Here is a 14256-nt window from a genome sequence, read left to right on the forward strand (position 1 = left end):
ATGGCAAACACAGACATCCAGAACGCCGCCGAAGCTGCGGTCAACGACTATATCCTCGCGCAGGAATCCAAGGACCAGCTCCGTTTTCTCACCTGCGGCTCCGTCGACGACGGCAAGTCGACCCTGATCGGGCGTCTCCTTTACGACACCAAGCTGATCTTCGAGGATCAACTCGCCGCTCTGGAACGCGACTCCAAGAAGCACGGCACCGTCGGCGAGGAGATCGACCTGGCGCTTCTGGTCGACGGTCTTGAGGCCGAGCGCGAGCAGGGCATCACCATCGACGTGGCGTATCGCTTCTTCGCCACGGAAAAACGCAAGTTCATCGTCGCCGACACGCCTGGACACGAGCAGTACACCCGCAACATGGCGACCGGCGCCTCGACCGCCGACCTCGCGGTTCTGCTTGTGGATGCGCGCAACGGCCTGATGGTGCAGACCCGCCGCCATGCCTTCATTGCCTCGCTTCTCGGCATCCGCCACGTCGTGCTCGCGGTCAACAAGATCGACCTGGTCGGCTTTTCAGAAGAGCGCTTCAACGAGATCCGCAAGGAATTCGAGACTTTCGCCAACGGATTCGATTTCGAAACCCTGCAGGCGATCCCGATGTCGGCCCGATACGGCGACAACGTTACCATCAAGAGCGAGCACATGGCCTGGTATTCCGGGCCGACGCTCCTGGAGCACCTGGAAGGCATCGAGGTCGGCGAGCACGCGCTTGAGGCGCCGTTCCGTTTCCCGGTTCAGTGGGTGAACCGGCCCAATCTCGATTTCCGGGGCTATTCCGGCACCATCGCCAGCGGCCGGGTCGCGGTCGGCGACGACCTGGTGGTCGCGGGACCGGCGAAGATCTCCAAGGTGAAGAGCATTGTCGGGGCAGGCGGGGAAGTGTCCGCCGCGGCGGCCGGCGAAGCGGTCACCATCAGTCTTGAAGACGAGATCGACATCTCGCGCGGCGATCTGCTGTCGTCGACGGCGCACCGACCCGAAGTTGCGGACCAGTTCGCGGCCCACGTCATCTGGATGTCCGACGAGCCGCTCCTGCCGGGCCGGCCCTATCTCCTGAAGATCGGGACGCGCACGGTCACGGCGACGGTTTCCGAAATCAAGCACAAGATCAATGTCAACACATTCGAACACGTGGCCGGCAAGACGCTGGAGCTGAATGAGATCGCGTTCTGTAACTTTGCCTTGTCCACCTCGGTGCCGTTCGATCCCTATGAGGAAAACCGGACGACCGGGTCGTTCATCCTGATCGACCGGCTGTCCAACGCGACGGTCGGCGCGGGAATGATCTGGTTCGCGCTCCGCCGGGCAAGCAACATTCACTGGCAGGCGCTCGATGTGGACAAGCAGGCGCGCTCGGAGAAACTCAATCAGAAGCCGGCCGTGCTCTGGTTCACCGGGCTGTCCGGCTCGGGCAAGTCAACCATCGCCTCGATCGTGGAGAAGAAACTCCATATCGAAGGCAAGCACACCTATACGCTCGACGGCGACAATGTCCGCCATGGTCTCAACAAGGATCTCGGCTTCACCGACGCCGACCGGGTGGAGAACATCCGCCGGGTGGGCGAGGTTGCCAAGCTCTTCACCGATGCGGGCATGATCACGTTGGTGTCCTTCATTTCCCCGTTCAAGTCCGAGCGCCGCATGGCGAGGGATCTTATGGAGGATGGCGAGTTCATCGAGGTGTTCGTCGACACGCCCATCGAGGAATGCCGCAAGCGCGACCCGAAAGGGCTCTACGCCAAGGCGGACCGTGGCGAGATCAAGAACTTCACCGGCATCGACAGTCCTTATGAAGCGCCGGAGACCCCGGAAATTCACGTGAAGAACGTCGGCAAGGACCCGCAGGACGTCGCGGAGGAGGTCATCGCCTACCTGCGCGAGCGCGGCATTCTCAATGGCGGCGGAACGAACGGCGAAGGGTCCTAGTAACGCAAAGGGGTTTTCAAGAACCCGTGTTTCGCGGACTCCCAACGGAAAAAACGGCACGCTGATCGTCAGCGTGCCGTTTTTGTTTAGCGGTCGGTTTCTACTTGCACATGCCCTGTGATGGGCGTGCATACGCCCGGTCAATCGCCCTTGGTGGGATCGTAGTGCGCCAGCGTTTCGGCGAAGCGTCCGTTGATGTAGGCGCCGGAGGTGATGGGGTCGTATTTCGGCGGGTGGGTCTCGTCCACGCAGCTTTCAAGCGGTTCGATCAGCGTATCGTAGTTCGGTCCGAAGAAGAACGGGATCGAATAGCGCTCCTGTCCCGACCGGTTGATCGCACGGTGAATTGTGGAGGTGAACAGATCGTTGGTCCAGCGGGCCATCTGGTCCCCGACATTCACCACGAAGTGACCGGGCAAAGGAGGCGCCGAGATCCAGTCGCCGTTTGTGTTCAGGGCCTGGAGCGCATTGATCTGGTCCTGGCACAAGATGGTGAAGCACTCATAGTCGGAGTGCGCGCCGATGCCGATCTGCCGGTCGTCGATCTCGCCGAATTGCGGCGGGTAGTAGAGCAGGCGCATGGTCGCCAGCGGTTTGTCGACCAGGGCGTCGAAATGACCTTCTTCCAGCTCCAGTGCCAGCGCGAAGGCATGAAGCAGGTGGTGGCTGAGCTTGATCATTTCCGAGTAATAGGCTTCCACGCTGTTCCGGAAAGCCGCATCGTTTTCAGGCCACTGGTTCGGACCGTAGAGGACCTTGCCCGCAAGCACATCCGGATCGTCGGTGGGCACTTCAAGGGCAATGTCGAAACTTTCATGGAGATCGCCGCGGGCCGTCGGATCGGTGTTTTCCTCCAGAAGGGCCGCGTAGCCGCGGTTGTTTTTGGATTTGGCGACATGGATCGCCATCTTGTCTTCCTGGCTCTCGGCGAAGAAGCGTTTGGCGGTTTCAAAAGCGCCGTCGATCACGGCCTGCGGCACGTTGTGGTTCTTGATGTAGAAGAAACCGACTTCGGTGCAGGCCCGGCGCAGATCTTCCGCGAGCCTTGCTTTGGCTTCCAGGTCCTGACCGAAGATCGGTGCGAGATCGATTACAGGCAGGCTGTCGAAGGGAACGGGTGCGGCGTCGAGACCGCCGTCCTTGAGCTGGCGAATTCCGTTGCCGGTGATGAGTGTAGCCACAGGAGACTCCTTTAGTCTGTCACGTCTTGGGAGAGTTTGGAGGAAATACCGGCGGGAACCTGCAGGGCCTCCACGTAATAGCGGGGCCCGGCGAAGGCGAAGCCGGGCTGGAAATAGGTTTTGCAGAAATCGATGAATGCCCTTGTCTTTGGGGCGACATAGCGCTGGTCGGGAACCCGGATGCAGATCGGCCGGGGCTCCGTTCGCCATTCGGGCAGGACGGGAACCAGATGGTTGTGCTGGCATTCGAGCTCTGTGAAAAACTGGGGCAGCAGCGCGATGCCGGCGCGCGCGACAGCGAAGTATTTCAGCGTCCAGTAATCGTTGGCGACGATATCGCCGGGGGGAAGCACTTCCACGGAGCGGTTCTTGCGTTTCAGCTTCCAGGACTGAATCCCGTCCGGTGTCCTGTAAAGAACGCCCCGATGAGCGGAAAGCGCTGCCGTATCGGCCGGCGTGCCGAACGCGTCAAGGTAATGCGGGCTTGCATAGAGACCATGCGTGACCGTGGTGAGCACCTCGGCGTGGCGGTCCGCGCGTCCGTCTTCATTGAAGGAAAGAACGGCGTCGAACGTGCGCTGGCGCGACAGGTCGAGAAACATCGACGGAGAGAAGAAGACCAGGTCGAGCTGTATCTTGGGATAGGTTTGCCGGAAAGCGCTGAGCATCTGCGCGTTGAGCGCGGTGCCGAACTCGCCCGTTGCACCGATCTTGATCACGCCTGCCGCGTCTTCCTGCACCGAACTGACCGCCGTGCGCGCATCGTCGCAAAGCGCGAGAATGTGGCGCGCGCGCTCAAGAAGGACCCGGCCGGCGTCCGTCAGTTCCAGGGACTTGCCCTGGCGTGTGAACAATTCCGCGCCAATCTGCTCCTCAAGTTGCCTCAATCGCAGGCTGATCGTCGACTTGGGTAAGTCATAAAGCCTTGCCGCGGCCGACAAAGACCGAGATTCTGCAATTTTTACAAAAGCTTCAAGTGACTGGAAGTCCATATCAAGTGTCCATAATAATAGACGATAGGCTGCATTAAATGCAAAAAAATGCACCTTGATTGGACGATAGTACGGTGATCTATTTCAATTCACAAGGACATAAACCAAGGTTTCCTCCCGCAGTCCGGCGTCGTGGGAAGGGCCGTCTACCTATGGGGATTTTCGATGACGAAACGTTTTTTGCTGGCTGCCACCTTGTCCGCGAGCGCGGTGTTCACCGTCCAGGCGGCGGACGCTTTCGAGCTCAAGGGAGAACCGAAAATCGCCTTCATTTATGCGGCCACCGCGAGGGACGGCGGCTGGAACGAGGCCATCGATTACGGACGCGAAGCGCTTGAAGCGGAACTGGGGCTGGACGTGGCCGTGGCCGAAAACATCCCGGAAGAAGCCACCCGCCTGCGCGCGGCCATCGACCTCTACGTGAAGCGCGGCTACAACATCATTGTCGGCACCACCTATGGCTATTCCGAAGCGATGAGCGAGGCGGCTGAAGCCTATCCGGACGTGGCGTTCTTCAATGCCTCCGGCGTTCACAACAGCGACAATATGGAAAGCTTCTACGCCAGAACCTACGAGGCCTGGTATCTCGCGGGTATCGCGGCCGCGGAAAGCTCCAAGGAAGGCAAGATCGGCATCCTGGCCGGATTTCCCGTCGGTGTGGTCAACTGGGACATCAACGGGTTCGCGACGGGCGCGCAATCGGTCAAGCCGGACGTGGAAACCTTCGCGATCTATACAAACAGCTGGTGGGATCCGGTGAAGGAAGGCCAGGTCTCCGAGGCACTTCTCGATCAGGGGGCCGACGTCATCGCGACGGACCTTTCGGCGGCATCCGCGCTGAAAGCCGCCGAGGATCGCGGGGCCAGGGCGATCGGCTATCAGATCGACATGTCCGCCGCCGCTCCCGAAGGAATTGTGACCTCCGTGGTATTTCACTGGGACAAATACCTTGTCCCCCGCATCAAGTCGGTGATCGACGGCTCCTGGGAACCGTCCGAATGGGGCTGGTTCGAGGGTATCGGCTCCGGAGTTGTCGGATTGGCGCCGTTCGGACCGAACGTCTCCGACGAGGTCAAGGCAGATGTGGAGAAAGCGAAAGCGGCCATCATTTCCGGCGACCTGAAACTTTTCGCAGGCCCCTTGAAGTCGAGCACGGGTGAGACAAAGGTGGCCGCAGGCGAAGTTTTGCCCGATGAGGACCTGTGGTCCATGGATTTCTTTGTCGAAGGTATCACCGGAACCATGCCTGCAAGCCAATGACGCAAGGCGCGACGCGGTCGCAAACGCCGTCCGGCCCTCAAAAGAAGGCCGGACAGGCGCCTGCCCTGCTTTTGCGGGATATCGACAAGGCGTTTGACGGCAAGACGGCTCTGTCCGGCGCGAGCTTTCGGCTGGACTGGGGAGAGGTTCATGCTCTGGTCGGCGAGAACGGGGCAGGCAAATCGACGATCATGAACGTCGCGACCGGGGTGTATGCGCCCGATCATGGCGAGGTGATCGTCGATGGCCGCGATGTTCCCTTGCGCAGTCCAGTGGATGCCGTCGCGGCCGGGATCGGCATGGTGCATCAGCACTTCCGCCTGGTCGGGCGGTTCACCGTCGCGGAGAATGTGGCTCTGGCCCTCGGTGGCATCGGTCGCCGGATCGGCATCGGAAAAGCCGCGCAACTGGTCAAGCGGAAGTCGGCAGAACTTGGCTTTGCACTGGACCCGGAGGCCCGTGTCGAGCGCATCTCCGTTGCCGAACAGCAAAGAGCGGAGATCATCAAGGTTCTGCTGCTGGGAGCCGGGATCATGATCCTGGACGAGCCGACCGCAGTGCTGACGCAGCAGGAGGCAGAGGCCCTCTTGTCAATGGCGCGGCGCCTGGCTCAGGCCGGGCATGCGGTGGTTCTCATCACCCACAAGCTGCAGGAAGTGGCCGATCATTGCGACCGGATCACCGTCATGGCCCAGGGCAGGACGGTTCTCGACGCAGCGCCGATGGCGCAGACGTCGCTGGCGCAAGTCACCCGGAAGGCCTTCGGCGAGGTCAAGGAACAAGAGCCGGTCCAGCCCGGCACGCTTGGCGGTGAACTGCTGAGGCTGGAAAACCTGCGGGTTCGTCATGGCGCCGTCACGCTGGACGGGCTGAACCTGTCGCTGCGCGCGGGAGAGATCCTCGGGATCGCCGGCGTTGGAGGGAACGGCCAGTCGGAACTGGTCGCCTGCCTGAACGGTTTGCTGCGTCCGCTCGACGGAAAGATTTTTCTGGCGGATGAGGATCTGACCGCCGCTTCACCGGCGAAGCGGCGCAAGGCGGGCTTGCGCGTGGTCCCGGCGGATCGTTTCGACAGCGCACTGGTTCGCGACATGACCCTGTCGGAAAACCTCGCCCTGACCGGACTGGAGAGTGGACGGTTCGGCCCCTGGTGGGGCCTGTCGCGCCGGAGCATGAAACGAAACGCCGAAAACAGCCTGAAGGAATTCAATGTTCTGGGCGGCGGCCCGGAGACCCGGGCGTCCGTCCTGTCCGGCGGCAACGCGCAAAAGGTGCTTCTGGCCCGTGAGCTGGCTGCGGGAACACGGGTCGTGGTCGCGCATTCGCCCGTGCGCGGTCTCGATCTGCGGTCCGCACGAGCCGTCCTGAACCTGCTGGTTGCTTCGGCCAGACAGGGCGCGGCCTGTCTGCTGATCAGCGAGGATCTCGATGAGATCCTGCGCATGTGCGGTTCGGCGGCGGTCCTCAACAGGGGCCGGTTGAGCCCGCCGCTCTCCGGCGCGGATCTCAACCCGGCGCGTCTCGGAGAGCTGATGGTCGGCCATGCTTGACGGGACCCTCTTGATACGCCGCCAGGCGGTGCCCGGGTGGCTTGGCGCGTCGTGTTATGCGGGCGGCCTGTGCTTCGGCCTGGGGCTTTCGGCCATACTTCTGGTGTCCATGGGAATTTCCCTGGAGAACCTCTATCAGGAATTTGTGGTCCAGACCTTCCTGACCTCGCAAGGTCTGGGGCAGACCGTCACGGCAACCGTGCCGCTGATCCTCGTTGGTCTGGGGATGTCGCTGGCCATGCGGGTCCGCTTCTGGAATATCGGCATTGAAGGACAACTCTGGTGCGGCGCCATGGCGGCGACCTGGATTTCCATCCATGACGTCGGTCCGGAGCCGCTCCGGCTCCTGCTGATGATGCTTGCGGCGATGGCGGCGGGGGCGGCCTGGATCGGGATCGGGCTTGCCTTGAAGCTTTTCTGGTCCGTCAGCGAGGTGATCTCCACGCTGCTTCTGGGGTCGATCGCCTTCTTCTGGGTGCAGCACATGCTGTTCGGTGCGTGGCGGGATACCGTGACCGGTTTCGCCACATCGCCCAGTTTCGATCCCGCCGAAAGGCTCGTTCTCCTGGGTTGGGAGCAGGTTCATTCCGGTATCTGGATCGCGCTGGCCGCCGTCGTGGTCTGTACCTGGCTGACCGGTGTCAGCCGTTTCGGCCTGCTGGCCAAGGCGATCGGAGCGAACCCCCGCGCCGCCCGGGCAACAGGCTTGCCGGTGATCGCGGCCGTATCCCTGTTCGTACTGGGGTCGGGAGCCCTGTGCGGACTGGCCGGAGCGGTCATCGCGGCGGGAACCGAGTACCGCCTGAGCCAGTCCATCGGTGCGGGTTATCTTTTCAGCGGCATCGTGATTGCGTTTCTGGCGCGGGCCAATCCCCTGGCGGTCCTGGCGGTCGCTTTCGTCCTTGGCGGGATCACCACCGCCGGTGGTGTTCTCAAGGTATTTTACGGCATCTCGGAGGCGGTTGTCCTGCTGGTGCAGGGCCTGGTGCTGCTCTCGGTGCTGGCGGCGCAGCTCTTCGCGGACTACCGGCTGACGGAAAGGAAATCCGGATGACGGATCTGGTTCTCGCCTGGCTGACGGTGTTTCCGGGCTACACCGTGCCTCTTTTGCTTGCGAGCCTCGGCCTTGTAATTTCCGAAAGGGCCGGTGTGCTGAACCTTTGCACGGAAGGTCTGATGGCGGTTGGCGCCATGACCGGCGCCCTGATGGCGCTGGCCGGATACGATCCGCTGCTGGCTGTAGCATGCGGAGCGCTGGCGGGTGCTGCATTGTCGCTGGTCTTCGGCGTCGCCACCGTGGTGTTTCGGGCGGATCATACGCTTGCGGGTCTGGCCACGGTCGCGCTCGGGCTCGGAATAACCGGCGTCGTAGGGCGGCCCTATGTGCAGAAGCCGTTCGACGGCCTGCCGCGCCTGTCGGATACGGTCTGGGGCGCGGATCTGCCGAGGCTGGTCGGTCAGCAGAACATCCTGCTGCCCTTGACCGTGCTGCTGCTTCTGGCCGTCTGGGGCTGGCTGTTTCGAACACACTCCGGCCTGCGTCTGCGGGCGGTCGGAGAGGATCCGGCGGCGGCGGATGTCGTTGGCATCGATATCCAGCTGACACAGCTTGGAGCTGTTCTTGCCAGCGGTGTACTGGCGGGGCTTGCCGGCGCGTATCTGAGCGTCGCCGCTGCCCATGTCTGGGTCGAGGGCATGGTGGCGGGTCGGGGTTGGGTCGCCGTCGCCATCGTCATCTTTGCCGGCTGGCGCCCCTGGGGCGTTCTTCTGGGGGCCGGTCTTTTCGGGGGCGCCGAGGCCGCCATGCTCCGGCTCCAGACCCTCGGTCTGGACTTTCCGATTTATCTCGGGGCCATGCTGCCCTACGCACTGACCTTGCTGGTGTTCTGCATCGCCTGTGCCCGCCGTCGCGGGGAAAATGCCGGCCCGGCGGCTCTGGGCAAGGCCTATCTGCGGCAGGACAAGCACTGAGGCGCCGCCTTTTAGCTGGTCCAGCGCTTTGGAAAATCAGATCCGGTTTCTGCGGCTGAGGCTGTCTTCCCAGCGATAGGCGTCGCCGACGATCTGGTCGAGATCGTCAAGTTCGGGCTTCCAGTTCAGTTCCGCCAGGGCGAGGCGATTGTCGGCGACGACTTCCGGGCAGTCACCCGGACGACGTGGTCCCATATGCACCTGGAAGTCCTTTCCTGAAGCCGATTTCACCGACCGGATGACATCGAGCACGGAAAAGCCCCGGCCATAACCGCAGTTGGCGATCAGAGACCCGCCGCCCCGGCGCAGGCGCTCGACCGCCAGACGGTGGGCCGTTGCCAGGTCCGTCACATGGATGAAATCGCGGATCGCGGTGCCGTCGGGCGTGTCGTAATCCTCGCCGAAAACGGTGATCGCCTCGCGTTTTCCGACGGCGGTCTCGCAGGCGACCTTGATCAGGTTCGTGGCGTTCAGGGTCGCCTGACCGGCCCGTCCGCGCGGATCCGCGCCGGCCACGTTGAAATAGCGCAGCGCGGTGAAGGTCAGGTCGTGGGCGCGGGCGACGTCGGACAGCATCTGTTCCGTCATCAGCTTGGACGTGCCGTAGGGGGCCTGAGGCCTGAGCGGGGCCGTTTCGGGAACCGGCACGCTGTCCGGCAGGCCATAGACGGCGGCCGTTGAGGAAAACACGAAATGCTTGACCCCGTTGGCCACGGCTTCTTCCATCAGCCCGAGGGAATTGACCGTGTTGTTGCGGTAATATTTGAGCGGGTTCTCGATGGATTCCGGCAGGATGATCGAACCGGCGAAATGGATGATCGTATCGATCTCGTGCTTGCGCAGAATTTCGGCGACGTTGTCCCGGTTGGCGATGTCCTCGATGTAAAGGGAAACATTTTCCGGAACCAGCCAGTCGAAGCCGGTGCTCAGGTTGTCGATCACGACCGGAACCTCTCCGGCGTCCAGAAAGTCCAGGACGGTATGGCTGCCGATGTATCCGGCGCCGCCTGTGATCAATACCGTCAAGTTTCAGACCTCTCAGGTTCTGGCTGGTTGTCGAGACAACCCCAAAGTGTCACCCCGGGCGAGCGAAGAGAGACCCGGGGTGACACGCCAAGAAAGATGTCTTCCGAGCTGCGCCATTCCGTATCCCCGGATCAAAACGGCACATTGATACGCGATTCCCGGGGCCCGGACCACGTGTCGTTTCGGCAGGTGCCGGACTTTCCCGTTGCTCCCTTATCGGAACCCTTTTAAGACGGTCCGGCATTCGTTTTTTTCTTCGAAAGGCTTTGTTTGGACATGAAAACCGTTCTGGTCACGGGCTCGGCAGGGTTCATCGGCTATTTCCTGTGCACGCGGCTTTTGAAGGACGGCTTTCGGGTCATCGGCCTGGATGCCATGACCGATTATTACGATGTCCGGCTCAAGGAACGGCGCCAGCAGATGCTGCTGCAGCACGAAAACTTTCAGGCGGTCAACGAGCGGATCGAGGCGCCCGATGTGCTGATGTCGCTGTTCCGCCTTGAAACGCCGGATTTCGTCATTCACCTCGCCGCCCAGGCCGGGGTGCGCTATTCCATCGAGGAGCCGCGCTCCTATCTGGAAAGCAATCTGTGCGGCACCTTCGAGCTTCTGGAAGCCGCCCGTGCCTTTCCGCCCGAGCACATGCTGCTGGCGTCGACCTCCTCCGCCTATGGTGCCAATACCGAAATGCCCTACACGGAGACGGACAAGGCCGACCACCAGATGTCGTTTTACGCCGCCACCAAGAAGGCGACCGAATCGATGGCGCATTCCTACGCGCATTTGTTCGGCCTGCCTGTCACCATGTTCCGCTTCTTTACCGTATACGGTCCGTGGGGCCGGCCTGACATGGCGCTGTTCAAGTTTACCAAGGCGATACTCGAGGACCGCCCGATCGACGTTTACAATTACGGCGACATGAAACGGGACTTCACCTATGTGGAGGACCTGGTCGAAGGTATCCGCCTCCTGATGGACGCTGTGCCGCAGCGCCCCGCCGAAGGGGAAGGGGTGCCCGAGGGCGACAGCCTGTCCCCGGTCGCCCCCTGGCGTGTGGTCAACATCGGCAATTCGACGAGCGTCAGGCTGACCGATTTCATCGAGGCCATCGAGACGGCCACCGGAGAGAAAGCGGAACGCAACCTGATGCCGATCCAGCCCGGCGACGTCCCGGCGACCTGGGCGAATGCGTCGCTGCTGCAGTCGCTGACCGGCTACCGTCCGAAGACCTCTGTGACCGATGGCGTCACCCGGTTCGTGGAGTGGTACCGGGAGTATTACGGTGTCTGATCCCGGTGTTAGCTGACGCCAAACTTTAACGCCAATTGGTCAAGGCCCGATGTCCGCGGCCTGAAGCGAACAAGAACCGCAAATTCGGACCTTGAAAAACATAGCAAGCTATATAATTATATAGCAGGCAATGTTTCTGGAGGCTTATCATGCTAAGTATCGTTCACAAGGTTTCCGCCGCATTGGCGACGGGCCTGATCACATCGTTCTGGGTTGCGACCGCGGTGTCGGAGCTTTTCCTCGGACCCGTCGCGGTCGTCTGGGTCAAGACCCTGATACCCTACGGTTTTCTTATACTCATTCCGGCGCTTGCCGCGGCCGGGGGGACGGGGTTCAAACTGGCGAGAGGCAAGGGGGGCGGCGTTGTCGGCGCGAAACGCAAGCGCATGCCGTTCCTCGCGGCCAACGGTGTCCTGGTCCTGATTCCGGCGGCGCTTTATCTGGCTGCCAAGGCACAGGCCGGCGACTTCGACACAAGCTTCTACGTGCTTCAGGCGGTTGAGCTAGTCGCCGGTGCGGTGAACCTCACCCTTCTTGGACTGAATATCCGCGACGGACGGCGTCTGACAGCCGGACACAGGCGGCGCAAGAGCACGTTGGCGGCAAGGGAGATGTCGAGCTTGTGAGGACTGTTCGAAGGACTTTCCGGGCCAGGGAGCCAAGAGCATCATCCGGGTAGGCACTGAAAACGCTGAGGGGAGTGGCTCTCCGCTCCCGGCTAGGCTTCAGTCGCCGGTTTGCGGCGGCTGGCAGACGTCGACCCATTCGGCATTCGTGATCTCCACCATGCGCGACGGTGAAATTTCGACCGCCGCATTGGTGGCCCCGGCAGCGGGAATGACGATGTCGTAGTCCTTCAACGAGACATCGCAGTAGACGGGAAGCGGCTGGGCGAGGCCGAAGGGGCAAACACCGCCGACAGGGTGCCCCGTCAGCCTTTCGACTTCCTCCCGCCCCAGCATCTTGACCCTGCCGCCGAAGGCGGCCTTCGCCTTCTTGTTGTCGAGACGGGCGTCTCCGCGCGCGACGACGAGGAAGATCTTGTCCTTGATCTGAAAGGAGAGGGTCTTGGCGATTTGTCCCGGGGTGACGCCATGGGCCTTCGCGGCAAGCTCTACGGTGGCGCTGCTGTCGGCGGTTACGAGGATTTCAATGTCGGGCGCAGCAGCGGCAAGGTGGTCTCGAACACTTTCTAGGCTCATGACAGGCAGTTTCCTTTTGCGGAGCGGGAAGGGAATTCGTTTACAGGTGTTATGCTAAAAAATACGGTCACTGCCTTGGCTGTGTATATTCAAGACCTACCTGTGCATATCTTTGCTTTCTTCCTGACGAAAATTAACAATTCGTTCATGCTTTTCTTAAGCGGGTTTTAACTCCTTAGCACTTATACGCTATTCTTGTGCGTGGCGGGTTTGTGTTTCCAGTTGCCCGCCGAACGACGTCTTGAGGATGACCGCAATGGCAAGAGCCATGACAGCCGCATCGAACGTTTGCAACCCCAAGGGGCGGGCGCATAAGCACGACGCGTATTCCGGCCAGGATGAGGCGGGTACGGGTTTGGCGTTTCTCCTGGTGAAGAACCTGATGTTCTGGGGATCGATTTCCCTAAGTCTCTACGTTCTTTACGCAATCGTCGCTGCTCTTTGATCGTCCGGCCTGCTTCGAGCATGGCGGGACCTTGGGAGACCGCACGGCCGGTCCGGCGCGAATACGGTTCCTCCTCGTAGCTCAGCCTTCCAATTCAGCTGTCAAATTCCGGCCCCGGCAGGCCGCCGGATAAATGAAGCGTTTTGGCTTGAGCGGTCGCTAACCGTCCGCTTTAAGCCTGTTTTCGCCAAAATGATGATCCGGCAAAAAGGTTTCCGGCAAGGGGTGATTCGGCACGCGGCCCGTTATGTCCGCCAATAGGCCCTCCGCGATCAGGTGGGCGATCCCGAAGGAAATCTTGAAACCGCCTGTGGCGGCATAAACAGTCTCGAAACCCGGCAGCCTGCCGACAAGAGGGTCCCGCTTGTGACAGCGCGGCCGGATGCCGGCCCACTCGGCCAAAAGCGTCCGCCCGGAAAGCGACGGACAGAAGGCGGTCGCCCGCGCCAGCAGCTCCGCCGTACGCCCCGGCGAGGGGCTGGCGTTTTCGAAGGTCCGGTCCGAGGTGCTGCCGATGGCGACGGTGCCGTTTGCATGCGGCACCACATAAAGCCCGTCGCAATAGATCGCCGGTCGGTCTTCAAGTCCCTTGCCATCGAGGATCAGCGCCTGGCCCTTTTCGCCGCGTCCGACGCGTTCCCCGGTCAGCTTCTCGATCAGCTCGAAAGCGGCGAACCCGCCGGAGAGCACCAGCCGCCGGGCCCGGATGCCGTTTGCGTCGCCGTCCAGACACACCGTCCCGGTTGCCTCATCGAAGCCGGTGACCCTGGCGCCCTCGATGAGCTTGCCATGTGTGCGCACGTAAGTTGCGAGGGCTTTCAGGTAGTCGCGCGGAGAAGCGCGGGCGGCCAGCGTCTCATAGACAATACCGAAGGGCGCCGCCTCGGCGTTCAGCCAGTCGGACCGGCTTCCCTTTGGCTCCACGGCATAGGAGAAGCCGGTTTCCTGCCCATGCCAGCGGTCCCGGCTTTCCTCCGCCCGTTCCAGGTGATGCTCCAGCTTGTCGGTGGTTGTCAGCGGCAGAATGCGGCCGCAGCGCCGGTAGCCGCATGTCAGGCCGGTTTCCTCTTCAAGCTCCCGGATATGCCGCTCCAGGGAGAGAAGCGCCTGAAACTGGAATTCCTTCTTCGGGTTCCAGCGCGCCGGCATGTGCGGCATCAGCGCTCCGAGAAGCCCGCCACTCGACCCGGCGCCGATACGGTCCGCTTCCAGAACGACCACGTTAAGACCCTCCCGGATCGCCCGATGGGCGACCGAAAGCCCGAAAATGCCGGCGCCGGCGATGGCAAGGTCGTAAGGAGCGGCGGAAGAGGACGCCATGCGGAAAGACTTCCTTCGGATTGAATGCTGTTGCCGGCTCTCTTATGAGACTTGAGCGCATTTGGCAAAAGGTCCCGTGCGTTC

At 61.8% G+C, this 14256-nt stretch carries 13 protein-coding genes; 8 read left to right on the forward strand and 5 right to left on the reverse strand.

The genetic code is table 11. The annotated features are described in order from the left end of the window. The gene (gene cysN, locus JF539_RS04770) at nucleotides 1–1935 is read left to right on the forward strand and encodes a sulfate adenylyltransferase subunit CysN (protein ID WP_207139187.1); all 1935 of its coding nucleotides are present in this window, start codon (nucleotides 1–3) and stop codon (nucleotides 1933–1935) included. A gap of 140 nt (nucleotides 1936–2075) precedes the next feature. Here cysN and JF539_RS04775 read toward each other — a convergent pair whose 3' ends face one another. Continuing rightward, on the reverse strand, nucleotides 2076–3116 hold the full coding sequence (locus JF539_RS04775) for an isopenicillin N synthase family dioxygenase (protein WP_207139188.1): 1041 nt from the start codon (nucleotides 3114–3116) through the stop codon (nucleotides 2076–2078). Between the two features lie 11 nt (nucleotides 3117–3127). Then, entirely contained in the window at nucleotides 3128–4108 is a 981-nt protein-coding gene (locus tag JF539_RS04780) for a LysR family transcriptional regulator (RefSeq protein WP_207139189.1), read from the reverse strand. Nucleotides 4109–4273: 165 nt separating this feature from the next. On the opposite strand from JF539_RS04780, the gene JF539_RS04785 reads away from it, so the two are divergent. Genes JF539_RS04785 through JF539_RS04800 form a run of 4 tightly spaced genes read left to right on the forward strand, consistent with a single transcriptional unit; the run spans nucleotide 4274 to nucleotide 8889 of the window. Then, nucleotides 4274–5368, forward strand: coding sequence for a BMP family ABC transporter substrate-binding protein (locus tag JF539_RS04785; RefSeq protein ID WP_207139190.1), 1095 nt, complete (start codon nucleotides 4274–4276; stop codon nucleotides 5366–5368). Beyond that, complete coding sequence (locus tag JF539_RS04790) at nucleotides 5365–6918, forward strand: ABC transporter ATP-binding protein (RefSeq protein WP_207139191.1); 1554 nt, start codon at nucleotides 5365–5367, stop codon at nucleotides 6916–6918. Before JF539_RS04785 ends, JF539_RS04790 begins: the two co-directional genes overlap by 4 nt. After that, nucleotides 6911–7972 carry an ABC transporter permease gene (locus JF539_RS04795; protein WP_207139192.1) on the forward strand — a complete coding sequence of 354 codons (1062 nt, stop codon included), beginning with the start codon at nucleotides 6911–6913 and terminating at the stop codon, nucleotides 7970–7972. The genes JF539_RS04790 and JF539_RS04795 overlap by 8 nt, the downstream gene beginning before the upstream one ends. Next, the gene (locus JF539_RS04800) at nucleotides 7969–8889 is read left to right on the forward strand and encodes an ABC transporter permease (protein ID WP_207139193.1); all 921 of its coding nucleotides are present in this window, start codon (nucleotides 7969–7971) and stop codon (nucleotides 8887–8889) included. Before JF539_RS04795 ends, JF539_RS04800 begins: the two co-directional genes overlap by 4 nt. A 36-nt stretch (nucleotides 8890–8925) precedes the next feature. Here JF539_RS04800 and galE read toward each other — a convergent pair whose 3' ends face one another. Beyond that, nucleotides 8926–9915: a UDP-glucose 4-epimerase GalE gene (gene galE / locus JF539_RS04805; RefSeq protein ID WP_207139194.1), complete on the reverse strand. Its 990-nt coding sequence runs from the start codon at nucleotides 9913–9915 to the stop codon at nucleotides 8926–8928. A gap of 276 nt (nucleotides 9916–10191) precedes the next feature. Between galE and JF539_RS04810 the strand changes: the two genes are divergently transcribed. Further along, a complete protein-coding gene (locus tag JF539_RS04810) occupies nucleotides 10192–11205 on the forward strand; it encodes a GDP-mannose 4,6-dehydratase (RefSeq protein WP_207139195.1) in 1014 nt (337 codons plus the stop codon). 149 nt (nucleotides 11206–11354) lie between these two features. Then, nucleotides 11355–11831, forward strand: a complete 477-nt coding sequence (locus tag JF539_RS04815; RefSeq protein ID WP_207139196.1) for a hypothetical protein — start codon at nucleotides 11355–11357, stop codon at nucleotides 11829–11831. Between the two features lie 99 nt (nucleotides 11832–11930). Here JF539_RS04815 and JF539_RS04820 read toward each other — a convergent pair whose 3' ends face one another. Beyond that, nucleotides 11931–12407, reverse strand: a complete 477-nt coding sequence (locus JF539_RS04820) for a YbaK/EbsC family protein (protein WP_207139197.1) — start codon at nucleotides 12405–12407, stop codon at nucleotides 11931–11933. 256 nt (nucleotides 12408–12663) lie between these two features. On the opposite strand from JF539_RS04820, the gene JF539_RS04825 reads away from it, so the two are divergent. Further along, nucleotides 12664–12852, forward strand: coding sequence for a hypothetical protein (locus JF539_RS04825; protein ID WP_207139198.1), 189 nt, complete (start codon nucleotides 12664–12666; stop codon nucleotides 12850–12852). Between the two features lie 159 nt (nucleotides 12853–13011). Here JF539_RS04825 and JF539_RS04830 read toward each other — a convergent pair whose 3' ends face one another. Then, nucleotides 13012–14172, reverse strand: coding sequence for an NAD(P)/FAD-dependent oxidoreductase (locus JF539_RS04830; RefSeq protein WP_207139199.1), 1161 nt, complete (start codon nucleotides 14170–14172; stop codon nucleotides 13012–13014). Nucleotides 14173–14256: the final 84 nt, after the last annotated feature.

Origin of the sequence: Roseibium aggregatum, assembly GCF_017309185.1 — a bacterium.
Classification (GTDB): Bacteria; Pseudomonadota; Alphaproteobacteria; order Rhizobiales; family Stappiaceae; genus Roseibium; species Roseibium aggregatum_B.